General features: G+C 72.9%; 22 protein-coding genes. 11 read left to right on the top strand and 11 right to left on the bottom strand.

Features of this window, described 5'->3' with window-relative positions; all coding sequences use genetic code 11:
• Positions 1 to 14: 14 nt before the first annotated feature.
• The 3 genes from JYK04_RS32805 to JYK04_RS32795 all read right to left on the bottom strand — a co-directional run bounded on the left by JYK04_RS32805 (position 15) and on the right by JYK04_RS32795 (position 2900).
• Positions 15 to 1757 carry a hydrogenase maturation protein gene (locus tag JYK04_RS32805; RefSeq protein WP_189745924.1) on the bottom strand — a complete coding sequence of 581 codons (1743 nt, stop codon included), beginning with the start codon at positions 1755 to 1757 and terminating at the stop codon, positions 15 to 17.
• Positions 1758 to 1940: 183 nt separating this feature from the next.
• Positions 1941 to 2312 carry a hypothetical protein gene (locus JYK04_RS32800; RefSeq protein ID WP_189745922.1) on the bottom strand — a complete coding sequence of 124 codons (372 nt, stop codon included), beginning with the start codon at positions 2310 to 2312 and terminating at the stop codon, positions 1941 to 1943.
• Between the two features lie 78 nt (positions 2313 to 2390).
• Positions 2391 to 2900, bottom strand: a complete 510-nt coding sequence (locus tag JYK04_RS32795; protein WP_189745920.1) for a hypothetical protein — start codon at positions 2898 to 2900, stop codon at positions 2391 to 2393.
• 480 nt (positions 2901 to 3380) lie between these two features.
• On the opposite strand from JYK04_RS32795, the gene JYK04_RS32790 reads away from it, so the two are divergent.
• Positions 3381 to 3677, top strand: coding sequence for an antibiotic biosynthesis monooxygenase family protein (locus JYK04_RS32790; protein ID WP_189745918.1), 297 nt, complete (start codon positions 3381 to 3383; stop codon positions 3675 to 3677).
• Between the two features lie 42 nt (positions 3678 to 3719).
• Here the strand turns inward: JYK04_RS32790 and JYK04_RS32785 are convergent, their stop codons facing one another.
• Positions 3720 to 4148 (bottom strand): hypothetical protein, encoded by a 429-nt coding sequence (locus tag JYK04_RS32785; RefSeq protein WP_189745916.1) that lies wholly within the window; start codon positions 4146 to 4148, stop codon positions 3720 to 3722.
• 118 nt (positions 4149 to 4266) lie between these two features.
• Between JYK04_RS32785 and JYK04_RS32780 the strand changes: the two genes are divergently transcribed.
• Entirely contained in the window at positions 4267 to 5127 is an 861-nt protein-coding gene (locus tag JYK04_RS32780; protein ID WP_189745914.1) for an alpha/beta hydrolase family protein, read from the top strand.
• Between the two features lie 16 nt (positions 5128 to 5143).
• Here the strand turns inward: JYK04_RS32780 and JYK04_RS32775 are convergent, their stop codons facing one another.
• From JYK04_RS32775 to JYK04_RS32765, 3 genes are all read right to left on the bottom strand, one after another.
• Positions 5144 to 6157 (bottom strand): TolB family protein, encoded by a 1014-nt coding sequence (locus JYK04_RS32775; RefSeq protein ID WP_189746003.1) that lies wholly within the window; start codon positions 6155 to 6157, stop codon positions 5144 to 5146.
• Between the two features lie 2 nt (positions 6158 to 6159).
• A complete protein-coding gene (locus JYK04_RS32770) occupies positions 6160 to 7569 on the bottom strand; it encodes an MFS transporter (RefSeq protein WP_189745912.1) in 1410 nt (469 codons plus the stop codon).
• A 127-nt stretch (positions 7570 to 7696) separates the two neighbouring features.
• Positions 7697 to 8593 carry a glycosyltransferase family 2 protein gene (locus JYK04_RS32765; protein ID WP_229876781.1) on the bottom strand — a complete coding sequence of 299 codons (897 nt, stop codon included), beginning with the start codon at positions 8591 to 8593 and terminating at the stop codon, positions 7697 to 7699.
• 373 nt (positions 8594 to 8966) lie between these two features.
• Here JYK04_RS32765 and JYK04_RS32760 point away from each other — a divergent pair, with 373 nt between their 5' ends.
• Genes JYK04_RS32760 through JYK04_RS32730 form a run of 7 tightly spaced genes read left to right on the top strand, consistent with a single transcriptional unit; the run spans position 8967 to position 18539 of the window.
• Positions 8967 to 10064 (top strand): Gfo/Idh/MocA family protein, encoded by a 1098-nt coding sequence (locus JYK04_RS32760; RefSeq protein WP_202185928.1) that lies wholly within the window; start codon positions 8967 to 8969, stop codon positions 10062 to 10064.
• A 58-nt stretch (positions 10065 to 10122) separates the two neighbouring features.
• Positions 10123 to 11124 carry an NAD-dependent epimerase/dehydratase family protein gene (locus tag JYK04_RS32755; protein ID WP_229876780.1) on the top strand — a complete coding sequence of 334 codons (1002 nt, stop codon included), beginning with the start codon at positions 10123 to 10125 and terminating at the stop codon, positions 11122 to 11124.
• A complete protein-coding gene (locus JYK04_RS32750; protein ID WP_202185927.1) occupies positions 11121 to 12281 on the top strand; it encodes a DegT/DnrJ/EryC1/StrS family aminotransferase in 1161 nt (386 codons plus the stop codon). Before JYK04_RS32755 ends, JYK04_RS32750 begins: the two co-directional genes overlap by 4 nt.
• Positions 12278 to 13051 (top strand): NeuD/PglB/VioB family sugar acetyltransferase, encoded by a 774-nt coding sequence (locus tag JYK04_RS32745; RefSeq protein WP_189745907.1) that lies wholly within the window; start codon positions 12278 to 12280, stop codon positions 13049 to 13051. Before JYK04_RS32750 ends, JYK04_RS32745 begins: the two co-directional genes overlap by 4 nt.
• On the top strand, positions 13048 to 14163 hold the full coding sequence (locus JYK04_RS32740) for a DegT/DnrJ/EryC1/StrS family aminotransferase (RefSeq protein WP_189745905.1): 1116 nt from the start codon (positions 13048 to 13050) through the stop codon (positions 14161 to 14163). Before JYK04_RS32745 ends, JYK04_RS32740 begins: the two co-directional genes overlap by 4 nt.
• Before the next feature lie 30 nt (positions 14164 to 14193).
• A complete protein-coding gene (locus JYK04_RS32735; RefSeq protein WP_189745903.1) occupies positions 14194 to 17493 on the top strand; it encodes a DUF4082 domain-containing protein in 3300 nt (1099 codons plus the stop codon).
• A complete protein-coding gene (locus tag JYK04_RS32730; RefSeq protein WP_189745901.1) occupies positions 17490 to 18539 on the top strand; it encodes a glycosyltransferase in 1050 nt (349 codons plus the stop codon). Before JYK04_RS32735 ends, JYK04_RS32730 begins: the two co-directional genes overlap by 4 nt.
• A 17-nt stretch (positions 18540 to 18556) precedes the next feature.
• On the opposite strand, the gene JYK04_RS32725 is transcribed toward JYK04_RS32730, so the two are convergent.
• A complete protein-coding gene (locus tag JYK04_RS32725) occupies positions 18557 to 19261 on the bottom strand; it encodes a Wzz/FepE/Etk N-terminal domain-containing protein (RefSeq protein WP_189745899.1) in 705 nt (234 codons plus the stop codon).
• 80 nt (positions 19262 to 19341) lie between these two features.
• Here JYK04_RS32725 and JYK04_RS32720 point away from each other — a divergent pair, with 80 nt between their 5' ends.
• Positions 19342 to 21357: an O-antigen ligase family protein gene (locus tag JYK04_RS32720; RefSeq protein WP_189745897.1), complete on the top strand. Its 2016-nt coding sequence runs from the start codon at positions 19342 to 19344 to the stop codon at positions 21355 to 21357.
• Complete coding sequence (locus tag JYK04_RS32715; protein WP_189745895.1) at positions 21303 to 22274, top strand: glycosyltransferase; 972 nt, start codon at positions 21303 to 21305, stop codon at positions 22272 to 22274. Before JYK04_RS32720 ends, JYK04_RS32715 begins: the two co-directional genes overlap by 55 nt.
• Before the next feature lie 16 nt (positions 22275 to 22290).
• Here JYK04_RS32715 and JYK04_RS32710 read toward each other — a convergent pair whose 3' ends face one another.
• From JYK04_RS32710 to JYK04_RS32700, 3 genes are all read right to left on the bottom strand, one after another.
• Positions 22291 to 22443, bottom strand: a complete 153-nt coding sequence (locus JYK04_RS32710) for a hypothetical protein (protein ID WP_189745893.1) — start codon at positions 22441 to 22443, stop codon at positions 22291 to 22293.
• A gap of 349 nt (positions 22444 to 22792) precedes the next feature.
• Positions 22793 to 23596, bottom strand: coding sequence for a glycosyltransferase family 2 protein (locus JYK04_RS32705; protein ID WP_229876779.1), 804 nt, complete (start codon positions 23594 to 23596; stop codon positions 22793 to 22795).
• 22 nt (positions 23597 to 23618) lie between these two features.
• Positions 23619 to 24689: a hypothetical protein gene (locus tag JYK04_RS32700; RefSeq protein ID WP_189745892.1), complete on the bottom strand. Its 1071-nt coding sequence runs from the start codon at positions 24687 to 24689 to the stop codon at positions 23619 to 23621.
• Between the last annotated feature and the right edge of the window lie 3 nt (positions 24690 to 24692).

Genomic DNA, 24692 nt, shown 5'->3' with positions numbered 1-24692 from the left:
CCACACCTTTCTTGCTAACAGCAGTCCGGGGCGGGCGCCGCGTCTGGTGCGGCCAGTCCAGTGACGGCGCGCGGCCTGGCGGCCGACCCGCTCAGGTGGAACGGGGTGGCGGCCGGGCGCTCCTTGCGGACGAAGGCGCGGCGCAGTGCGTGGTAGGGGGCGTCGGGGTCGAAGAAGGTCCGCCGCATCAGGGCCAGCTCGGCCCGGCGGTGGTCGGCCAGCGGCCGCCGTGCCTCGTCGCGCTCGCGCGCGGCCTTCTTCCCGGCGATCCGGGAGGCGGTGGCGGGCAGGGCGGCGAGGCGCAGCGCGAGGCGTTGCGTCTCGCCGGTGAAGTCCCCGGGCGGGCAGGGGACCGTACGGTCGACGAGTCCGAGCCCGTGGGCGGCGGCCGCGCTCAGCGGGAGGGCCTCGGTGGTGAGGCGGTCCGCGAGTGCGGGGCCCACGCGGCGGGGCAGGGTGTACGTCCAGTACTCGGAGCCGTGCAGGCCCATCAGGCGGTAGTGCGGGTTCAGGACGACGCCCGAGCGGCACCAGACCTCGTCGGCGGCGAGGGCGAGCATGGCCCCGCCGGCGGCGGCGTTGCCGCCCAGCGCGCTGACCACGAGCCGGTCGGTGGTGGTCAGCACCGCCTCGACCAGGTCGTCGATGGCGTTGATGTTGGCCCAGGACTCCTCGGCCGGGTCGGCGGCGGCATCGATGACGCCGAGGTGGATGCCGTTGGAGAAGAAGTCACGGCCGCCGCCCAGGACCAGGACGCTGGTGGGGCGGGTGAGGGCGGCCCGGTAGGCGTCCAGCAGGCGGCGGCAGTGCGCGGTGCTCATCGCGCCGCCGGGGAAGGCGAACGACAGGAATCCGGCCTGCGCCTCCTCGTGGTAGCCGATGTCGCACCAGTTGCCGAGGCGGGGGCCGCAGGGCTGCGGCGCGGGGACCTCGGGAAGCGGGGGCAGCCGGTCCGCGAGCGCGAGCGTGGCGGGCAGCTTGGGGGCGGCCGGGCCGCCCGGCAGGCGGCGGGCGCGCAGTTCCGGGATCCAGACGGCCCCGTCGGCCGTGGCCCGGCAGAGCGCCCCGGTCCGGGTGGCCAGCAGCTCGCCGGGGCGGCCGCGCAGGTGCTCCTCGCGGTGTCCGCCGTGCAGGTACCACTCACCGCCGAGCAGGTCGTCGCGTACGCCGGGCTGCGAGTCGGCGGCGCGCAGGACGCGCAGGACGTCCTCGGTGGTGTCGCGCTCCCAGTCGATCCGGCGGTCCTCCTGGCGCAGCAGTGGCCGGGCGTGGCCGCCGGTCTGGGGCTGCGGGGTGTACGTACCGGAGGCGAACCGTTCCACCGCGAGCAGGACGGCCTCCAGCGCGGCGTCGGCGATCTCGCCGCGGTAGAGGTCGCTCTTGCCGAGCGGCGGCAGGGGGCACTCGACGCTCGCCCAGACGTCGCCGGCGTCCATCTCCGCGTCGGCCTGCAGGACCGTCACGCCCCACCGGGGCTCGCCGTCCTGGACGGCCCGGTCGAGGGAGGAGGGGCCGCGGTCGCCGACCGGTCCCGGGTGGACGACCAGGCAGGTGTGGGCGGCCCAGACCTCCTCGGGGATGGCGGTGCGCAGCATCGGGGCGATGACGAGGTCGGGGCGGTGGCCGCGTACGGCGTCGGCCAGGGAGACGCCGGGCAGGGCGAGTTCGACCGCGACGTGGTGGCCGTGGTCGCGCAGCTCGGCGTGGACTCGCTGCGTGAGGCTGTTGAACGCGCTCGCCACGAGCAGGACGTACACGTGATCTCCCAGCGGCGGCCCGGAACCGCGCGTGCGCGGTGCCCGGCCTGGTCGGCGGCCCGTGGCCGGAAGATGACCGGCCGCCTGAGATGGTCGGGGAGATCCGGGCGCCCCCGGCCGAGCCCCGCGCGGCGGGTCACTCGAAAGCGCCCGTTGCGGGGTCCGCTCGGCCCAAAGGCCGGCCTACTCGCCGTCCTCGATGCCGATGGCCTCGGCCAGCTCCCGCTGCGCGCGGCCCGGCTCGCCTTCGTACTGCTCCAGGAGGGCGGCTGCGATGGCGTCGAGTTTGCGCTGGATCGCGTGCTCGGCCCGGCGTTCGGAGTTCTTCAGCAGGGCCAGGAGCAGCAGGGCGACCGCGCCGATGGCGTCGCCGAACAGGTGCTGCCAGCCCGTGTCCAGGTGGGCGAGGCGGACGGCGACGAAGCCGGCCACCAGCAGGACGCAGAACACGGAGAAGGCGGGCGAGCTGGTGAAGTTCGAGGCCAGCTCCGCGAGCTTCTCGAACCGGCCGAGCCGCCCCTGGCCGCCCTTCTTCGCGGGATGTTCGAAGGCCATGGTCTGCACGTGCCCGCTCGGGCCGCGCCCCATCCCCACCGGGCCGGCCGAGCACCCGACCGGCCCAGACCGGGGCGGTCAGCTCGCCCGTACGGGCGCCCACAGGCTGACGCTCCACACGTCCCCGTGCCCCACGTGGTATCCCCGCTCCTCCTCCTCGTCGTCCACGACGATCACCGAGACGTCGGACGCCGCCGCCCGGTACTCCAGGAAGCCGCCCTGGTCGCCGACGTGGAGTTCCGGGGCTCCGGGGACGCGCACGAGCTCGTCGCGCACGGCCTCCCAGGCGACGTAGCGGGGGAACTCGACCCCCGTGGTCAGCGCCCATTCCTCCGCCATGTCCGGGCCGGACGCGAGCCGGTGCAGCTCGACGGAGCCGCCGGACATCACCCACGCGCCGCCGGGGGTGAAGTTGAAGTAGAACTCGACGAACCCGTAGTCGCGGCGCAGCGACCGGCCCTCGTCGTCGACCACGTCGACGAAGCGGTGGCGGACGGCCCGGTCGACCTCGCCGAGGGTGGATCCGATGCCGATCCCGTGCGGGCGTCCGGTCCGGAGGAACGAGGCGAGGAATTCGATGCCGTTCACGGCCGGTTCTCCCATGTGTCGATCGGTCCCGGAGCCCGGCTTCTCGGCCCCGCGTCGTTCCACGGTCGCACGATCCATCGGCTCGGAGGCGTAGCCGAGTTCCCTCCGTGGAGCGATCCGCCGCCTGCCGGCGACTGCGATCGTGATGGCCGAACGGGTCAATCGGCACGCTGTCGAAACCGAGGTTCACACATGCCGTCATCCGCACACCGCCAGGACTCCGCCGCTCGGGCCGGTCGGTACCGCGTCGCCCGGCGGGCCGCCCACGAACCCGTCCCCGGAGCGTCCCGGCGCCTGCGACTCACCGCCTGCACCGTGCCCCTGGTCGCACTGACCGTCGCGTACCAGAGGCGTCGCCGCGCAGCGGAACACGCGCTTCCGACTCGCGGCTCAACAAGCGGAATCTCCGGCAGCGCGTACTAGGATCCGCCGCTGGCGTCATTCGATCCACCACAGCTCACCCAAACGATAGGAAGCCTGATGATCGGCGTGCTCGTGACTTTCACGCAGACCGGCAAGTTCGATCGCTCGGCTCTCGAAAAGATTGCCGCCGAACTCCGAGGACCGTTCGAAGGCATGGCCGGCCTTCGCTTCAAGAGCTTCATGCTCGACGAAGACGGCGCCCGGGCACGAAACTTCTACGTATGGGATGACGAGGAGAAAGCCCGCGCCTTCTTCACCGAGGAGATCGTCGACAAGGTGACGGGGATTTATGGCGCCCCGCCCCACATCGAATACCTCGATGTCGTCGGGTTCGTCGACAACTCCGGCACCTGATCCGCGCTTCGCACCGGCCACGCGGGTCAGGTGACGCACGGCCTAGCTCCGCGGGCTCCGTAGCGGCGGCTCCGCGCCGGCCCATGCGAAGGCGTACGGGTCCGCGCCGCCCGAGTACGAGCAGGCGATTCCGGTATCGGGCAGGTCGAATTCCGCTCGCAGCCACCCGTCCATGGCGAGGGCGGCGACCTCCGGCCGGTAGTCGGTCAGCGCGAAGTCGAGCGAGACGATCTCCAGGTGCACGCCCTCCGGACACCTGGCGCACAGCTCCTCGGCACGGAGCGCGACGACGAAGGAGAGCCAGGCCAGGTCCTCCCAGTACATGCCCTTGCCCGGAAGCAGCAGGCGGACTCCTCGGTGGATCCCCACGGAAGGGCCCGCCGCTTCGCCTGGTGGCACCGCTCTCGCCGAGAGGTCCGCCGCCAGCCCGCCGAGCGGACTCCTGAGCCGGTACTTGAACGTTCTGGTCACTTCAGCTTCAGCACTTCCGGAGGTGTGTCCGGACCATGTTGCCACCGGCCGGCGGCCGGGAAGCGTTGGACGTGGTGCGCGATGTGCGCAGGATGGCCGCGAGCGAGGGAGGTCCGGGATGGCATCCGCCGAAGTGACCACGCAGACGGTGCGCGCCGGGGACGGGGCCACGGTGCAGGTCCGGTTCCACCGGAGGCCCGACGACCCGTCGGCCCCGGTGCTGGTGTGCATGCCCGCCATGGGGACCAGGGCCGTCTCCTACACGCCCCTGGCGGAGGCCCTCGTCCAAGCGGGATTCCAGGTGGTCCTCGGGGAGTTGCGGGGGCAGGGCACGAGCTCGGTCCAGGTGCGGCGCGGGGTGCGCTACGGCTACCACGAGATGGTGGCGTACGACTGCCCCGCGCTGTTCCGGGCGGTCGCGGCCGCCTTCCCCGGAGCGCCGCGCCACCTGCTCGGGCACAGCCTCGGCGGGCAGCTCGGCGCGCTCTACCTCGGTCAGGAGCCGCACATGGCCGCGGGCGCGATCCTGGTCGGCGCCCCCTCCTGCCACTACCGCGGCTGGCCCTTCCCGCAGAGCCTGGGAATGCTCGCGGGGTTCCAGCTCGCCGCCGCATTCGCCGCCGTGTACGGGTACTTCCCCGGCCGCCGCCTCAGGGTGCTGGGCAACGACTCCGCGCAGATCCTGCGGGACATGGCCACCCAGGTCCGGACGGGCCGCTACCACGTGCCGTCCTCACCGGTGGACTTCGAGCCCCTGCTGGCCGCGATGGACCTGCCGGTGCTGGCGGTGGCCATCGAGGGCGACCCCATGGCACCGCCCGGCGGGGTGCGGGGGCTCTGCGACAAGCTGACGAGCGCGCGGGTGACGTACGAGGAGCTCGCCCTCGGCGAAGGCGCGCCGGGCGGCCTCCACTACGGCTGGATCCGCGACAACGCCGCATTCGTCGACCGGGTACGGGCCTTCGTGGACCGGGCCTGACGCCTCCTCGGGGGTGTCAGCCGAGCCGGGCCGGGGAGGAGGCTCCGGGGGCGAGCAGTCGCGGGGTGCCGCTGCCGTCGGCGGGCACGGTCCACAGGTCCGTGCTGTCGGCGGCGCCGTCGGTGGGCAGGCCGTAGGCGAGCGTACGGTCGTCGAGCCAGGCGGCCTGGTCGTCCACGCTGCGCTTCTCCGCGAGCGCGTGGTCGCGCAGCGTCCCGAGGTCCATCACGTGCTCGCGCCAGAGCGAGGCGCCGGCCCGGACCCGCTTCTTGTACGCGATGCGCGTCTCGTCCGGGGACAGGGAGGGGCATTCGACGTTCTCGGCCAGGGTTTTGACGCTGCGCCCGGAGATCGAGCCCTTGACCAGGTGGGTCTCGCCGCCGGTGGAGACGGTGGCGTAGAAGGTGTCGTCGTCCTTGGAGAAGGTGACCCCCCAGAAGTTGACGTCCTGGGCGCGGTGGTCCCGGCCGTCCATGTCGATGGCGAACTCCTCCAGGTTCGCCTCCAGTTTCCAGGTGCGGGTGTCCACGATCGCGGTACGGGTGGAGAAGAACGCGGCGCCGTACGACTCGCCGGAGACGAAGACGGTCCAGGCGGCGAACCGGCCGCTGGGCGAGACCCGGGCCCGGCTCGGGGTGCCCGCGAGGGGGAAGCTGCGCAGCGTGCGCAGTTCGGAGTCGACGATCAGGGCTTTGTTGTCCTGGGCGAGCGCGCCGGGCGTGGAGCGCAGGCACACGCCGGTGCCCGCGGCGGCGTGGAAGCGCTGGCAGTTGAGTTCGGAGGCGGTGCGCCCGGACTCGGGTGCGTCGGCCGGTACCGAGGCCAGGGCCCCGCGGTGCGGGCCCTGCCCGCCGTTGAGGAACGCCAGGGAGCCGGGCCGGTCGAGCGTGACGGTCCCGGCGGCGACCGTCGGGCCGCCCGCCGACGGCTTGTCGTCACGGCCGGCGGCGCGCAGCACCAGCGCGGCGGCGAGTCCCCCGAGCAGCAGCACCGCCACCGCGAGGACGAGCAGGCGGCGTGACTTCGACAGCGTCATCTGGGGGGCCTCACGGACTTCGGGTCGGGCTTCGGGTCGGGATGCGGGCCGGGCTTCGGGTCGGGCTTCGGGTTCGGGTCGGGTCGGGTGTCCCGGGGCGCCGACGGGCGCAGGACGAAGCCGGCGACGGCGGCGCAGCACAGCAGGCCGGCCGCGGCGGCGGCCAGTGCCGGGCCGGTGCCCCAGAGCGTCCAGGCCGCGCCGAAGGCCAGCGAGCAGCCGAAGCGGGCCAGCGCCTGGCCGGTGCCGACCAGGGCCATGCCGGTGGCGCGCAGCTCGCCGGGGACGGTGGCGGCGACGGCGGCGGGCAGCACGCCGTCGGTGGCGGCGTAGAACATGCCGTGCAGGGCGAGGACGAGGAAGGGCAGGGCGGGCCAGGCGGGGGCCCACAGCAGCAGCCCGTAGCCGGTCAGCAGGAGGGCGTGCCCGGTGAGGAAGACGGTGCGCCGGCCGATCCGGTCGGCGAGGGCCCCGGCGGGCACGGCGAGCAGCAGGAACACGGCCGCGGTACCCAGCGGCAGGAGCGGGAACCACTGGTCGCCGATGCCGGTGCGGCGTTGCAGGAGCAGGTAGACGAAGGCGTCGCTGACGGTGGTCAGGCCCAGCAGGACGGCGCAGACGGCCAGGTTGCGCAGCCGGGGCAGGCGCAGCAGGCCGAGCGCGTCGCGCAGCCGTACGGGGGCCGGCCGGTCCGCGCCGGGAACGGCGGCGGAGCCCGCGGTCCCGGCGGCGGCCCCGGCTCCGCCGGACGGCCCGGGCCGGGTGTCGGCGCCGGACGGGACGAAGAGCATGAGCACCACGACACCGAGTACGGCGACGCAGGCGCTGACGCCGAAGACCGCGTCGTAGCCGTCGACCGTGAGGCTCAGGATGAGGAACGCGGCGAGCGGGCCGAGCAGCGCCCCGGTGGTGTCCATGGCCCGGTGCACCCCGAAGGCGCGCCCTTGTAACTCGGGCGGTGTGGACAGGGAGATGAGCGCGTCGCGCGGCGCGGTGCGCAGTCCCTTGCCGGTGCGTTCCAGGGTGAGGATCACGCTGATCGGGCCCAGGCTGTGGGCGAACAGGAGCAGCGGTTTGCACAGGGCGGACAGGCCGTAGCCGATGCCGGCGATCAGCTTGTGGTTGCGCACCCGGTCGGCGAGGTGGCCGCCGGTCAGCTGCACGAGGGCGCTGACCCCGTTGTAGACGCCGTCCAGCGCCCCGAAGCCGAGGGGACTCAGGCCCAGACCCGCGATCAGGTACAGGGGCAGGACGGCGGTGACCATCTCGGAGGAGATGTCGGTGATCATGCTGACCGTGCCCAGGGCGAGGACGGTCGAGGCGACCGCGGGAGCCCGGACGGGTCCCCGGTCCGCAGCGGTCTTCGCGCCCCCGGGCGCGGGCGCGGAGCGGTCCGCGAGGTACATGCTCTGGAGCTCCCGATGCCGACGGACTGAGTTCACTCGAACGTGCGAGTGGAACCCTAATGGTTGTACGGGCCAACGGTGCGGCGTACGAGGAGATTCGGCCGTACGCCGCAGGGCGGCCGGGAGTTCAGTCCTGCCGGCTGCTCTCGTCCCGCAGCCAGGTGGAGAAGTCCCGGTCGCGGATGGCCTTCCGGGAACCGCGGCGGGCGGCGAGCGCGGCCACCACGAACACCACCACCCCCGGCAGCAGGGCCGGCCGGGCCCACAGCAGGGCGCGCAGATCGGCCGTGCCGGTGCGCGCGGTCTGCTCCGACACCGGCTCCGAGCCCTGCTCCGGTGCCGCTTCCGGCGCCTCGGCCTGCCGCGCCGCCTGGAAACGCTCGAACTCGGCGGAGGAGGTCGCCGCGCGGACCCGCCGCCTGATCAGGTCGGACCAGGTGCGCGGCGGCCGGACGACCACCCGGGCCTCCTCGACCACGCGCCGCTCCCCGGGCCCGAAGGCGAGGGACGCGGCCAGGTCGTCGGCCATCAGCGGGGGCAGCGCAGCGATCCGCGCGTGCCCCGCCTCGGTCACGGCGATGACCCCCCGGCCGAAGAGCCCCTCCCGGACGGCGGGCAGCCGCTGCCACACCCGGTAGTACGCCCGCACCGGCCAGGCGCAGCCGCCCAGCGGGATGTCCCGGCCGGGGGCGGCGGCGAGCAGCTCCGGGCTCCGGTCGAGGGCGCCCACCAGGGCCCCCACGTCGGCGGCCCCGACGACGACGTCGGCGTCCACGTACAGCCGGGGGAAGCCCCGCGCGTGCTCGTCGCCGACCCGCAGCGCCCGGTGTTTGGAGGGGGTCGGGATCTCGACCACGCGCACGCGGTCGCCGCGCTCGCCCGCCACACGTGCGGTGTCGTCCGTACAGCCGTTGCACACCACGACGATGTCGGGCCCGGACGCCGAGGCGTCGGCCAGGAGCGCGTCGAGGAGGCGGCCGATGACCCGGCCTTCGTTGTGGGCCGGTATCACGATGCTGGTCACCCGGGCAGTATGCATGGTCGAACACCCGCTCCAGGCGATTACGTCAACTCTGCCCGGGGGTACGCCCGGTGGACTAGATTGAGCGGCGCCGACCGGATTCGGCACGCTTCGGCGGTGCCGGTGTCCGGCAGCCGGCAAAGGCGGTAAGCGGTACGGGTTCGGCCTGCTTGTGGGGAACAGGCGGCCGGGCCGGGGGGCGAAGCACGCGGATCACGTAGGGCATCGGTTGTGGGGGGCCATCACCGTTGAGCAGGTCACGCACGGGACGCGCAGGCGTCCGGGCTGCCGTCGACGGCATCTCCCTCCATCACACGCGTCCCGGCCATGAGTTGGCGACACGCCGTCCGGCGTGCGCGAAAGGAAGGGAAACGCCGTGAAGGACACCGCGAAGGACGCGGGGCAGGCCGCGCGCGCCACCGGCAAGGGGTCCGCCCCCTTAGGTGTCGCCGTGGTCGGTGCGGGCTACTGGGGCCCCAATCTCGTCCGCAACTTCCAGTCCAGTGACCAGTTCCGGCTGCGCTGGCTCTGCGACCTGAACGTGGACCGGGCCCGGCAGGTGCTCGGCGCGTACTCCACGGTCCAGGCGACCGGCGACTACGAGGCGGTCCTCGCCGACCCGGAGGTCCACGCGGTCGCGGTGGCCACCCCTGCGGGAACGCACCTCGACGTCGCGCTGGCCGCCCTGCGCGCCGGCAAGCACGTCCTCGTGGAGAAGCCGCTGGCCGCCACCTACGAGGACGGGCTGCGGCTGGTGAACGAGGCCGAGGAGCGCGGCCTCACACTGATGTGCGACCACACCTACTGCTACACCCCGGCCGTGGGCCGGATCCGCGAGCTGGTCCGCTCCGGGGAACTCGGCGAGATCCACTACGTGGACTCGGTACGGATCAACCTGGGGCTCGTCCAGAAGGACATCGACGTCCTGTGGGACCTGGCCCCCCACGACCTGTCCGTCCTGGACTTCATCCTCCCGGACCACGTGCAGCCGGTGGCCGTCGCCGCTCACGGAGCCGATCCCATCGGGGCCGGCCAGTCCTGCGTGGCCTATCTGACACTGCAGCTGAACACCGGCGCCATCGCGCACGTGCACGTCAACTGGCTCTCCCCGACCAAGGTGCGCACCACCATGGTCGGCGGGTCCAAGCGCACCCTGGTGTGGGACGACCTCAACCCCAGCCAGCGCGTCGCGGTGTTCGACCGCGGGGTGGACCTGAGCGCCCCGCAGGAGATCGGCGCGGACGAGCGCCGGGACATGCTCGTCTCCTACCGGAGCGGCGACATGGTGGCGCCCGCGATCGGCGAGAAGGAGGCCCTGCGCAGCATGGTCGAGGAGTTCGCCGCGTCCATCAGGACGGGACGTCCGCCGCTGACGGACGGCCGGGCGGGACTGAAGGTGCTGGACATCCTGGAAGCCGCCTCCCGGAGCCTGGAGTTCCGCGGAGCGGTCGTCGGACTGCGCACCGGGCGTTGACCGTCCGCGTTCCGATCACATGCAAGAGCACGACCGAGGATTCAGTGGGGGCAGGGCGTTGAGCAGCGTACGAGGCAAGAGGATTCTGGTCACCGGAGGAGCGGGCACGATCGGCTCGCACCTGGTGGACCTGCTGGTGGACAACGGGGCACGCGAGGTCGTCGTGCTCGACAACTTCGTGCGGGGGCGGTCGGCCAACCTGGCCCGCGCCCTGCCGAGCGGCGTGGTGGAGCTCGTCGAGGGCGACATCCGCGACGTGTCCGCGGTGCGCAAGGCGACCGAGGGCGCCGAGCTGGTGTTCCATCTCGCCGCCATCCGGATCACCCAGTGCGCGGAGGAGCCGCGGCTGGCGAACGAGGTCATGGTGGACGGCACCTTCAACGTGCTGGAGGCGGCCGCGGCCGCCGGGGTGGGCAAGGTGATCGCCTCGTCCTCGGCCTCGGTCTACGGCCTGGCCGAGCAGTTCCCGACCACCGAGCGCCACCACCCGTACAACAACGACACCTTCTACGGTGCGGCGAAGGCCTTCAACGAGGGGGTGCTGCGCAGCTTCCACTCCATGTACGGGCTGGACTACGTGGCCCTGCGCTACTTCAACGTGTACGGGCCCCGGATGGACATCCACGGCCTCTACACCGAGGTGCTGATCCGCTGGATGGAGCGGATCGCCTCGGGCGAGCCGCCGCTGATCCTCGGCGACGGCCTGCAGACCATGGACTTCGTCGACGTGCGGGACATCGCGCGCGCCAACCTGCTGGCCGCCGAGTCGGACCTGACCGACGAGGTGTTCAACGTCGCGAGCGGCACCGAGACCAGCCTGCTCCAGCTCGCGCACGGCCTGCTGGAGGCGATGGGCGCCGAGGGCCTGGTGCCCGAGCACGGCCCGGCCCGCGCCGTGAACGGCGTCACCCGCCGGCTCGCGGACACCTCGCAGGCCGCGGAGCGGCTCGGCTTCACCGCCGAGATCGACCTGCGCACCGGCCTGCGGGACCTGGTGCAGTGGTGGCGTGCCGAGCGCGCCGCCGACGCGGCGGCTGCTGCCGCGGAGACGGCCCGATGAGCGCCCCGGACGCCGCACCCGCCACCTCCCGGATCCCGGTGATGGTGCCCTGGCTGGGCGAGGAGGAGGCGAAGGCCGCCGCCGACGCCGTGCTCTCCGGCTGGGTGGCCCAGGGCCCCCGGGTCGCCGAGTTCGAACGGGCCTTCGCCGAGCGGGTGGGCGCCGAGCACGGGATCGCGGTGAGCTCGTGCACCACCGCCCTGCACCTGTCCCTGATCGCCCTGGACCTCGGTCCCGGCGACGAGGTGATCGTCCCCTCGCTGTCGTTCATCGCCACGGCCAACGCGGTGCGCTACGTGGGCGCCCGGCCGGTGTTCGCGGACGTCGAGGAGGCCACCGGCAACCTCACCGCGGCCACCGTGGACGCGGTCCGCACCCCGAGGACCAAGGCGGTGATCGCCGTCCACCAGGGCGGGGTGCCCGCGGACGTGCACGCGCTGCGCGCGGTGTGCGCCGACTGGGACGTGGCCCTCGTGGAGGACGCGGCCTGCGGCATCGGCGCGACGGTGGGCGGCAAGTCGGTGGGCCACGGCGCCCTGCTCGCCGCCTGGTCCTTCCACCCCCGCAAGGTGATCACCACCGGCGAGGGCGGCATGCTGACCACGGACGACGCGCAGTGGGCGGAGCGGCTGCGCCGGCTGCGCGAGCACGGCATGAACGTGTCCGCCGCACAGCGCCACGCGAGCAGCAAGCCGGTCGTCGAGAGCTACCTGGAGGTCGGCTACAACTACCGGATGACCGACATCCAGGCCGCGGTCGGCCTGGTGCAGCTCGGCAAGCTGGACGAGATCGTGGCCCGGCGGCGCTCGCTCGCGGCCCGGTACACGGAGCTGCTGAGCGGGATCCCCGGCCTGCGGCCGGTCCGGGACCCCGGTCACGGCCAGGGCAACTTCCAGTCGTACTGGGTGCTGCCGGCCGAGGACTTCCCCGTGGGCCGGGACGACCTGCTCGCGGCGCTCTCCGAGGCCGGGATCTCGGCCCGGCGCGGGATCATGGCCTCGCACCTGGAGCCCGCGTACGCGGACCACGGCGCGGCGCCGCTGCCGGTGACCGAGCGGATCAGCCGCGACTCGCTGATCCTGCCGCTGTTCCACACGATGACGCCGGAGCAGCAGGACCGGGTGGTGGCGGTGCTGCGCGAACAGGCGGGCGGATGAGCGGCCCGCCGCCGCGGACCGAGGATCTGCTGATCGTCGGCGCGGGCGGGTTCGCCCGCGAGACCGCCCAGGCGGTCCTGGACGCGGCCGCCGCGGCGGCCGCGTACGGCCGTGCTCCGCGGTGGCGCCTCGCCGGGCACCTCGACGACGATCCGGGCCTGCACGGCCGGGAGGTCGACGGGGTGCCGGTGCTGGGCGGCAGCCACCTCGTGCACGAGCTGCCGGCGGCCCGGGTGGTGGTCTGCGTGGGCAGTCCGCGCGACTACGCCGTACGGGCGCGGCTGGTGCGGCGCCTGGGGCTGCCCGGGAGCCGCTACGCGACGGTGGTCCATCCCACGGCGGTGGTCTCGGGGTCCTCGCTGCTCGGTGCGGGCTCGGTCCTGCTCGCGCACTGCGTGCTGACGGCCGCCGTCCGGCTCGGGTCCCACGTGGCGGTGATGCCGCACGTGGTGCTCACCCACGACGACCGGGTCGGGGACTTCGCCACGCTCGCCTCGGGCGTCCGCCTCGGCGGCGGGGTGCGGCTGGGGCGCGGGGCGTACGTGGGCGCGGGAGCGCTGGTGCGCGAGGGCACGTCGGTCGGCGCCTGGTCGCTGACCGGTATGGGAAGCACGGTCCTGGCCGATGTGCCGCCCGGTGAGGTGTGGGCCGGGAGCCCCGCCCGCCGGCTGCGCGCGGCGGGTGGCCCGGCGCTCGACGAGCTGCGGGCCGATGGCGAGGAAACGGCCGGCCGTTGGCCGGAGACACGGATGGGGAGCACAGTCGCATGAACCAGATACCGCTGGTCGACCTGAAGGCGGCGCACGCCGAGGTCGCCGAGGAATTACGGGCGGGCTTCGACCGTGTGCTCGCCGACACCGCTTTCATCGGCGGTGCGGAGGTCCGCGCGTTCGAGCGCGAGTACGCCGACTTCGCGGGGGTGGGGCACTGCGTGGGTGTCGCCAACGGCACCGACGCCCTCGAACTCGCCCTGCGCGCGAGCGGCGTGGGCGTCGGCGACGAGGTGGTGCTGCCCACGAACACCTTCATCGCCACCGCGGGCGCCGTGGCCCGGATCGGCGCCCGGCCGGTGCTGGTCGACTGCCTCCCGGACACCCTGCTGATGGACCCGCGGGCCGCCCTGGAGGCCGTCGGCGCCGCCACCCGCGCGGTGGTCCCCGTCCACCTCTACGGGCAGTGCGCGGACACCGCGGCGCTGGCGGCCGGGCTGCCGGCGCACGTGAAGATCGTCGAGGACGCCGCGCAGAGCCAGGGCGCGACCCGCGACGGCCGCTCCCCCGGCAGCGGGGGCATCGCCGCGACCAGCTTCTACCCGGGCAAGAACCTGGGGGCCTACGGCGACGCGGGCGCGGTGGTGACCGACGACGAGGAGAGCGCGGACCTGGTCCGGGCCCTGGCCAACCACGGCGGCATCGCCAAGTACCGGCACGACGTGGCCGGGTTCAACAGCCGGCTCGACGGCCTGCAGGCCGTGGTCCTGCGGGCGAAGCTGGCCCGGCTGGCCGAGGGGAACGCGGCCCGCCGGGCCGCCGCCGCCCGCTACGACGAGCTGCTGGGCGACCTCGCGGCCGCCGGGCGGCTCACCCTGCCGGCTACGGCCGGGGGCAACGTCCACGTGTGGCACCTGTACGTCGTACGGGTCACCGGAGCGGACCGCGACGCCGTCGTCGGCAAGCTCAACGCGGAGGGCATCGGCGCGGGTGTGCACTACCCGGCGCCGGTCCACCTGACCCCGGCCTTCGGTCATCTCGGCCACGACCGGGGCGACTTCCCGCACGCCGAACAGGCGGCGGACCGGATGCTCTCGCTCCCCCTCTTCCCACAGATCACCGCTGACCAGCAGCAGCGGGTCGTGGAAACGCTCCGCAACGCCCTGCGCTGACCCCGCGCTCACGCAAACAATGAGGTCCAGATGAACAGACGGACAAGGTTGCTCCGTTACGGTCTCTTCACCGTGATCGCGGCCTTGATGGCCACGGTCCTGCCACCGGCGGTGGTGGCCGGTGCGGTCGATCCCTGCGGTCCCACCACGAACGCGATCGTGTGCGAGAACTCCAAGCCCGGCACGCCGATGGAGGACTGGTTCGCACCCAGCGCGTACGGCGACATCAAGGGTTTCCCGGCCCAGACGAGCGTCCAGGCCGGCGAGACCGTGCAGTTCAAGATCCAGTCGCCGACCGCGTACAAGGTCTCGGTCTACCGCCTCGGCCACTACGGGGGCACCGGCGCGCGCCTGATGTCGACCGCGGCCCAGGCGGCCCAGACGTACCCGGCGAACTTCGTGCCGGGCGGTAACCCGGCGGCCTGCGCCAAGAAGGCCGCCACCGGCCTGGTCGACTGCGGGAACTGGCCCGTCACCGCGACGTGGACCGTGCCGGCCGACGCCGTGTCCGGGCTCTACGTCGTCAACTTCGACCAGGCGGACGGCAACGGTGTGATGCCGTACCCGTTCGTCGTCCGCAACGACTCCGGCCACTCCGACATCGTCGTGCAGACCAGCGACCAGACCTGGCAGGCGTACAACAACTACGGCGGCCAGGACCTGTACGACGGCGGCGGCCCCGCCCCGGACGGGCGGGCGTACGAGGTCAGCTACAACCGGCCCATGGACATCGGCGGGGACAACGGGATCTACGGGTCCGAGTTCCAGATGGTCGCCTGGCTGGAGCGCAACGGCTACGACGTGAGCTACATGTCCGGGATCGACATGTCGGTGCGCGGCGGGACCCTGCTGCAGAACCACAAGGTCTTCCTGTCCTCCGGGCACGACGAGTACTGGACCCAGGAGCAGTTCACCAACGCGCTGAACGCGCGCCGGGCCGGGGTCCACCAGACGTACTTCAGCGGCAACGAGGTCTTCTGGAAGACCCGCCTGGCGCCGAGCATCGACGGTGCCAACACCGCCAACCGGACCCTGGTCTCGTACAAGGAGACCAAGCTGTCCTTCCCCCAGCCGAACGGCATCCCCGACCCGAGCGGGATCTGGACGGGCACCTTCATGGACCCGGCCAGCGCCGCGAACGGCCGGCCCTTCCAGCCGCAGAACCAGCTGACCGGCTCGATGTTCAGCGTCAACGGCTACCGCAGCGACGCGATCACGGTGCCCGGCACCTTCGCCAAGCAGCGGCTGTGGCGCAACACCACGGTCGCGAACCTCACCCCCTCGCAGACCGCCACGTTCCCCACCGGCACGCTCGGCTACGAGTGGGACAGCGACGTGGAGAACGCCAGCCGCCCGGCCGGGCAGATCACGATGTCCTCCACCACGGTGGACATCGAGGACGGCAAGCTCCTCAAGGACTACGGCAACACCTACGGCAACGGCACCGCCACGCACAGCCTGGTCGCCTTCCGCGACCAGACCTCGCACGCGCTGGTGTTCGGCGCGGGCACGGTGCAGTGGTCCTGGGGCCTGACCAACATGCCCACGGGCAACCCGGACGACGCCGTGATCACCGCGGACAAGCGGATGCAGCAGGCCACGGTGAACGTCTTCGCCGACATGGGCGTCCAGCCCAGGTCCCTGCAGAGCGACCTGGTCGCCTCCACCGCCTCCACGGACGCCGTGGGCCCGGCCGTGACCGTGACCAGCCCGGCGGCGAACGCCACCGTGCCGGCGCTGCGGCCGGTGACCATCACGGGCACGGCCGCCGACACCGGCGGCGGCGTGGTCGCCCGGGTGGAGGTGTCCACCGACGGCGGCACGACCTGGAAGGCCACCACGGGCCTCGGGTCCTGGAGCTACAAGTGGACCCCGACCACTCCGGGCACCGCCCAGATCAAGGTGCGCGCGGTGGACGACAGCGTCAACATCGGCGCCACCACCACGGTGCCGCTGACGGTGGGGCCCCAGCAGTGCCCCTGCACCGTGTGGCCCGCCGCGGCCGTGCCGGGCACCGTCAACGCCGGTGACGGCAGCGCCGTCGAGCTCGGCGTGAAGATCCGTTCCTCGGTGGCCGGTTCGATCACCGGCGTCCGCTTCTACAAGTCCCCCGCCAACACCGGTACCCACACCGGCAGCCTCTGGAGCAGCACCGGCCAGCGCCTGGCCACCGGTACCTTCACCAACGAGACGGCCTCCGGCTGGCAGCAGCTGAACTTCGCCACGCCGGTCCCGGTCAAGGCCAACACCACGTACGTCGCCTCCTACTTCGCCCCGCACGGCGGCTACTCCTTCGACAACACCTTCGCTGCGGGCGACGCGGGCCTGGCCCCGCTCACCGCGCTGAAGAGCGGCACCGACGGCGGCAACGGCGTCTACCGCTACAGCGGCACGGGCGGGTTCCCGTCCACCGCCTCGTCCGGCAGCAACTACTGGGTGGACGCGGTCCTGGACACCTCCACCGCGAGCACGACCCCGCCCACCGTCACCACGACCTCGCCGCAGTCCGCGGCGACCGGCACCCAGATCACGGCGGCGGTGTCGGCCACCTTCAGCAACGCCATCGACGCGGACAGCCTGGTGTTCTCCGTGAAGGACTCCGGCGGCGCTGCCGTCCCGGGCACCAAGGTGCTGGGCGCGTCGAACAGCGCGACCTTCACCCCGTCCTCGGAACTGGCCCTGAACTCCACCTACACGGCGTCCGTCCAGGCCGCCGACCTGTGGGGCAACACGATGGCCGCGCCGGTCACGTGGAACTTCACCACGAGCGCGAGCCCGCCGACCGTGAACTGCCCCTGCACCCTGTGGACCGCCGCCACGACGCCGACCACCGCCAACGTGGGTGACGACGCCAACTCCGTGGAACTGGGCACCCGTTTCCAGTCCGCGGTGAACGGCTACGTCACCGGCGTCACCTTCTACAAGGGCCCCGGCAACACCGGTACGCACACCGGCAGCCTGTGGTCCGCGTCCGGCACCCTGCTCGCCACCGGCACCTTCGGCAGCGAGACCGTGTCCGGCTGGCAGCAGCTGCAGTTCGCCACGCCGGTACAGATCACGGCGGGCACCACGTACGTGGCCTCCTACCACGCGCCGAACGGCAACTACTCGGTGGACGGCGGCTACTTCGCCGGCGCGCACCGCTCCTATCCGCTGGTGGCCCCGGCCGACACGGCCGGCAGCGCCAACGGGCTCTACAGGTACGGGGCGGCCACCGCCTTCCCGACGAACACCTTCGGCTCGGTGAACTACTGGGTCGGCCCGATCTTCACCACCACCGCGCCGGCCGCCGCGCAGTCCGGGCTGTCCACGGAGGTGAGCGGGCAGTGAGCACGGTCAGCGTGGTGATCCCCTGCTACAAGTACGGCCACTTCCTGGCGGACTGCGTCAAGAGCGTGCTGGACGAGCAGGAGGGCGTCGACGTACGGGTGCTGATCATCGACGACGCCTCGCCCGACGACTCCGCGGAGGTCGCCCGCGCGCTGGCGGCCGCCGACCCGCGGATCGAGGTACGGGTCCACGAGAGCAACAAGGGCCACATCGCCACCTACAACGAGGGCCTGCTGGAGTGGGCCGACGGGGACTACGTCGCCCTGCTGTCGGCGGACGACCGGCTGGTCCCCGGGGCCCTGGTGCGCGCGGCGGCCCTGCTCGACGCACATCCGGAGGCGGGCTTCTGCTACGGCAGGCCGCTGCGCTTCCGGCACGGCGGCCCGCTGCCCGCGGCCCGCACCCGCAGCACCGGATCGGTCGTCTACCCCGGACGGTGGTGGCTGGACCGGCGGTTCCGGGAGGGCACCGGGTGCATCACCTCACCCGAGGTGGTGGTCCGCACCAGTCTCCAGCGCAAGGTCGGGGGCTACGATCCGGAGCTGCCGCACGCCGGCGACATCGAGATGTGGATGCGGCTCGCGGCGCACGCCGACGTGGGCTACATCCGCGGGGCCGACCAGGCCTTCTACCGGGTCCACGGCAACAACATGTCCACCACGGACTTCGGCGGCCAGCTCGACGACCTGCGCCAGCGCCTCGTCGCCTTCGACTCGGTGCTCGACAAGTGCTCCGGGCTGCTGCCGGGGTCCGACCGGCTGGCGCTGGCGGCGCGCACCCGGCTCGCCCGGTACGCGCTGCGGCGCGCCTACCGGGCGTACGACCGGGGACGCACCGCGGTGGTTCCGGTCGACGAGCTCGTGGAGTTCGCGGCCGAGTGCCTGCCCGGGGAGTACACGAAACTGGGCGAGTACCGGGCGCTGCTCAGGCGCCGGCGCATCGGGGCGCGCACCATGCCGTACCTCCAGCCGCTCGTGCTCTCGGCCGTGGCCGACCGGGGGCGCGAGTGGCTGTGGTGGCGGTCCTGGAAGCGTCGAGGGATTTGATGACTCGAACGCCGTGTTCAGCGGGTCGCCCCGGCGAGGGCGGCCCGCTCGGGCTCCTCGGCCCGGACCACCGGACCGGCGTCGGCGGCGGCCTCGTGCCGCTGCCGGCGCCGGCTCCGGCGTGTCAGGAGCCGGTCGGTCCACAGGGCCACCACCACACCGCCGACCCCGCCCAGCAGGGCCGCCCCGGCGAGGCCCCGGCTCTTGTTGCCGGTCTGCACCGCCGCGGTGGGCGGCACCAGGAGCGTCACGCTCATCCGCGCGGAGTCCGGGACCCCCTGCTGCGTCTGCATGTCCGTCAGGTGCTTCGTGTAGATCTCGATGATCTTCCGGACCGCCGTGTCGGCGGCGGCCGGTTCGGCCTGCTCGGCCTGGATCTGGAGCGAGGGGATCAGATAGCGGGGGGTGACGCTGGTCCCGCTGTTCCGCGGGATCAGCCGGTACGTGCCGCGCACGCCCGCGACGCGCAGCTCCTCGGCCCCTTCGGGCGAGTCCAGCTGCTGGATCGCGGCGTAGGAGACGGCGGCGAGCGGCGGTTGCAGATTGGCCAGCTGGTTGGGCTGGTTGTCCGTCACCGGCGGCTTGAGCACGACGATCGCCGTACTCAGGTACGTCTGTGTGGGGTGCAGCACTTGCACGGCTCCGGCGGCCGCGAGCACCGCCGCCACGACCAGGACGTACCAGCGCCGACGCAGCGCACGGATCAACTCACCAGGCGACACAGGGATTCCTTCCGTTGTGACCGATCTTTCCAGGACACGGGTAGGTCCGCCATCAATTGCGGTGTGCTCGGGGGGTGTTCATGAGCATCGGTGAGATCCTCGCGGTGCTCCGGCGCCGCTGGTACGTGATGGTGCCGCTGACGCTCATCAGTCTGCTCGCGGGCGCCCACCTGTACCGTTCGGTGCCGGTGGCCTACCAGTCGCAGAGCTCGGTGGCGCTGCTCGACTCGACGGCGGTGGCCGAACTGGCCCCCGCCTTCGGCAATCCCATCTCGAACGCCGGCGGTTCGCTGGTGGTCACCGCGGACGTGCTGATCCGGACGCTGTCGGGGACGGACGCGGCGCGGGACCTGCAGGGCATCGGGGTGACCGATCCCTACACGGTCGGGTTCGCCGCGAACACCTCGGGTCCGATGCTCACGCTGACCGTCACGGGGACCGACCGGGAGAACGTGCTGGAGGAGACCAACAAGCTGACCGCGTTCGCCGGGGAGACGCTCAACGCGCTCCAGGCGGCGGCCAAGGTCAAGCCGGCGTACATGGTGCAGACGGCCCCCGTGGTGCTGCCGCAGACCCCGGTGCCGCAGATGAAGAGCCGCTACCAGCAGGTGCTGGGCGTCGTCATCGTGGGCACCACGTCCGCCTTCGCCTTCTCCTTCCTCACGGACAGCCTGCTGGCGGCGCTGCGGCGCAGGCGGGCGGCCGGGGCCGCCCCGGCCCGGGGGCGCGGGCGCCGCAAGCCGTGGGGGCGGCAGCTGGACGCGACGGCCCTGCTGAGCTGCTATCTGGCGCTGGCCTTCTTCATCCCCTCGAACCTGACCCTGCCCGGTATGGGCGGCGTGGGCACCCCGGCCAACGTGTTCGCGCTGCTGTGCCTGTTCTGGTACCTGGCGGCCTGGATCACCGGCCGGATCCGGCCCGCCCCCGGTACCCGGCTGCCGCGGGTGGTGATGTGCCTGCTGGCCTTCTCGGTGCTGGGCTCGTACCTCGCGAACGCGATGCGCGGCAGCTCGCACAAGGAGATCCTGGCCGCGGACCGCGGGCTGATCGGGCTGCTCGTCTGGGTGTCCCTGGTGGTGCTGGTCTCCGCGGGGATCCAGGACCGTGAGCGCCTGGACGTGCTGCTGCGCCGGGCCGTGGTGATGGGGGCGGTGGTGGCCGCCATCGGCTTCTACGACTTCTTCACCGCGACGAACATCGCCGACAGCATCAGCATCCCGGGCCTGCAGTCCAGCGTCGCCCAGATCACGACCCTGGACCGGGGTTCCTTCACCCGGCCGCGGTCCACCACGGCACAGCCCCTGGAGTTCGGCGGGATGCTGGCCATCCTGCTGCCCTTCGCGGTGCAGCAGGCCTTCGATCCGGTACGCCGGCACCTGCGCGCCTGGCGGCGCTGGGGGCCCGTGGTGCTGATGGGCGGCGCGCTGCCGCTGACGGTGTCGCGGACCTCCATCATCGGGGCGCTCATCGTGATCCTCGTGATGGTGCTGCGCTGGAAGCCGGAGCGGCGGTGGGCGGCGATCGGTCTGCTGATGGGCTCGGTGGCCTGCTTCAAGGTGATCATCCCGGGGCTGATCGGCACCATCACGGCGCTCTTCGCCTCGTTCGTGACGAACTCCGACAGCAGCACCCAGGCCCGTACCGTCAAGTACAGCGCGATCGTCCCCTACCTCACCGAACGGCCGCTGTTCGGACGGGGCTTCGGGACCTTCCTGCCCGAACTGTTCTTCTTCACCGACAACCAGTACATGCTCACCCTGGCGGAGATGGGCCTCGTGGGGCTGATCGCGCTCCTGGTCCTGCTGTTCACCGGAATCCACCAGGGCGGTGCCATCCGCAGGCTGGCCCGCACCGAGTCCGACCGGGAACTGGGGCAGGCGTTCTTCGCGTCCGCGCTGGTCTCCCTCGTCATCGCCGCCACTTTCGACGCCCTCAGCTTCCCGATGTTCGCCGGGGTGTTCTTCCTGACGATCGCCGCCGGAGGCAGCTACCTCGGGTTCATCCGGCGTACGGCGCCGGAGCCCGCAACCGTGGAGTCCCCATGCAGTCCATCCAGCCAGCCGCCCGCCGACCGGAGCCGGGTGCCGGCCCGGTAGCGGTCCTCGTCGTCACCTGGAACAGTGCCGGGGTGCTCCCGGAGTTCCTCGCCTCGCTGCCCGCGGGCATGGCCGGGCTCGACTGGCGCCTGGTCGTCGCCGACAACGACTCGGCCGACGGCACCGTGGAGCTGATCCGCTCCCTGGCGCCGGACGCGACGGTCGTCCAGACCGGCCGCAACGCCGGCTACGCGGCCGGGGTGAACGCCGCCCTCGCGGCCGCGGCCGCGTGGGAGGGCGGCTTCCGGGCGGCCCTGGTGTGCAATCCGGACGTCCGGATGGGGCAGGGCTGCGCCAAGGTCCTCGTGGACGCGCTGGGCACCGATGCGCCCGGCGGCGGCCGGGTCGGGATCAGCGTCCCCCTGCTGTACGAGGAGGACGGCCGTACGCTGCTGCTCTCGCTGCGCCGCGAGTCGCAGGTGACCCGGGCGCTCGGCGAGGCGGTACTGGGCAATCGGCGGGCCGGGCGGTTCCCGCGCTGGAGCGAGATGGTCACCGATCCGTCCGCGTACGAGCGGGCGACGGTCGCGGACTGGGCGACGGGGGCGCTGATGGCTCTGTCCGGGGAGTGTCTGGAGGCGTGCGGGGACTGGGACGAGTCCTTCTTCCTGTACTCGGAGGAGACCGAGTACTGCCTGCGGGCCCGGGACCTGGGCTTCGTCACCCGGCTGGAGCCCGCGGCCACGGCCACCCATCTGGGCGGGGACTCGCAGGTGTCGCCCCGGTTGTGGACCCTGCTGACGCTCAACCGGGTCCGGCTCTACGGGCGCCGGAACGGGGCGGCGGCGACCGCCGCGTTCCGGGCGGCCGTGCTGCTGCGGGAGACCTCCCGCGCGGTGCTCGGCCGGCCCGCGAGCCTGGCGGCCGCGAAGGCCCTGGTCAGCCCGTCGGCGCTGCGGGCCACGCCCGGGCCGTGACTCCCTCCCGGGCGATTCAGGGGGCCGGCGGCCGGATTCCGGTGGGCTTGTCGGGGTTGGTGACCGAGAAGACACCGGAGATCCGGTCCCCTTCGGGGGTCAGGTCCACCACGACGACGGCGCGCGGACTGCCGTCCGCGAAGACGAGCGCGCCGGGGTCGCCGGTCATCCGGCGGTAGCGGAGCTCGATGCCCGGCCCGCGCCGCCGCCCGTGCGGCCGGACTCCGGGTCGTCGCGCACGCGGTCACCGCGCTCGACGCGGGGGGGGACGGGCTCGCCCCGCAGGACCCGGCATCCGGACGCCTCGCCCGGCGCGTCCGCGACCAGGGCGTGTTCGTCGTGTCCACACCCGCCTACTTCGAGGCGGTCGATGCCCACGCGTCCGGCGCGACGGCCAGCGTGCCCCCGGGAGGTCTCGGCCCTCCGCGCGACCGCCGACGTCTGGCGCCCCGGTCCCGGCCCGCCGCGGGTGCTCCAGATCCCCTCGCCGGGCGGCACGGCATCACGTACGGGGAGGGCTAGCCTGCCGCTTCGTCCCAGCTGGTCCAGAAGCTGTCCGGGTTGACCAGGTAGCGGACGGTCGCCCGGGGCAGGTGGCGTACCTCGTGGCGGCGGCCGTAGCGGCGGATCAGCTCCCAGTCCTCGCGGGGCAGCACCTCGGGGGTGCGGCGCAGCCGGCTGAAGTACAGGGACCGGTTGCGCCGCGCCACGAAGGCGTTGGTGTCCAGGAAGGCCTCGTGGGCGGCGCGGCGGCGGTCGAAGGGCACCGAGAGGACGTCCCGGTCGGTGCCGTCGGGCAGCACCCTGCGCAGTGCGGTGTAGACGGCGTCGGGCCCGTCGGGTGCCTCCAGCGTGGCCAGGGCCTGCTCCAGGTGGTCGGGCTCCCAGAGGTTGTCGTCGTCGAGGAAGGCCACGTAGCGCGATCGGGTCAGCCGGATGCCCACGTTGCGCACGACTCCGGCGGTCGCCGTGTTGCGGGCCAGGGAGACCGCGAACAGCCGAGGGTCGTCGGGGAGTTCGGGCAGGCCCGCGCCGTCGTCGACGACGATGACGACCTGGTCGGTGACCGTCTGGCCGAGCGCGGAGCGGACCGCCGCGCGCAGTGCCTCGGGCCGCCGGTGGGTGGGGACGACGGTGGCGACCAGGGCGGCCGGGGGCTCGCCCAGGCCGGCGGCCAGGCGCCGGGTCTCGGCGTCCTCGAAGCGTCGCAGCCGCACGGCGGAGGGGGCCAGCAGGACCTTGTTCCTGGCTTCGAAGAGCACCAGCCAGCCGAAGGTCCGTTTGAGCTGTTCCCAGGGGGCGCGCGCGATCCGGCGCATCATGTCCTGTCGGTCCTCTCGGTGGTCAGGAGGCGGGTGGGGGTTCGACGGGTCTGCCGTCGGACATGCGGTTGCCCTTCCACACGTTCCCCGCGCCGCCCGCGTTCCAGGCGGTGGCGGCGCCGTAGGCCCCGGCGGCCGGGTGGTACTGGGTGGAGAAGACGTTGTTCGTGACCTGGATGCCGGTGGCGCCCGGGCCGCCGCCGTAGAGGGCGTACGCTCCCCCGGCCAGCCAGTTGCCGTCGACGACGACGGAGGAGACCACTCCGGTGTCGGCGAACAGGCCCACGGCCGCGGTGGCGCCCCGGTCCACCGCGGTGGGGTTCAGCAGGGTGTTGCGCCGGACGGTCAGCCGGCCCTTGTTGCCGCCGCCGCTGATGACGGCGTCGGTGTGCTGCCATTCGCCGCCCTGGTTGCGGAAGGCGACGAGGTCGTGGACGTAGTTGTCGTGCAGGTCGCCCTGCCCCATGGAGAGGGCGTTGCCGAACACCGAGATGTCGCACCAGCCGACCTCGATCGAGCTGCCGCCCATGTTGGAGACCGCGTAGTTGACCCCGCCGTTGTCGGGGCCCTTGCCGGGCACGGCGGTGATCGCGGTGTGCAGGACCTTCAGTCCGCCGAAACCGGGGCGCAGGTTGATGCCCCACCAGTTGGTCGAGGTGATCTTGCTGTCGATGACGGTGACGTCGTTGGCGTAGATGTCGAGGGAGCCGCGGATGTCCCAGCCCTTGATGACCGTGCCGTCCTGCTTGACGGACATGTTCCCGGTGTCGTGCCGCTCCAGCTCGATCCGCGGTCCGGTGGTGCTCGCGTCGGGGAATCCGCAGGTGCCGGGCGAGGTGCAGGCGGGGGTGGGGGCGGTGGGCGAGGGTTCGCCCGTCCCCGGCGAGGTGGTCGGGGAGGGCGGGGCGGAGGTGGTCGGCGAGGCCGAGGGGGCGGGTGGCTCCGTGGCGGCGGGTGTGGCACTCGCGGTGGCGCCGGGGGCCGCCGCGTGCTCGCTCACGCCGGTGCGGTCGGCCTGGTAGAGGGTGAGGACGACGGCGAGCACCACTCCGGCGAGCAGCCACGCCGTCAGGCGCCTTCGGTGCTGTGTCACAGC

The organism is Streptomyces nojiriensis, assembly GCF_017639205.1.
Taxonomy (GTDB): Bacteria; Actinomycetota; Actinomycetes; order Streptomycetales; family Streptomycetaceae; genus Streptomyces; species Streptomyces nojiriensis.
This window is presented reverse-complemented; position numbering and strand designations above follow the sequence as displayed.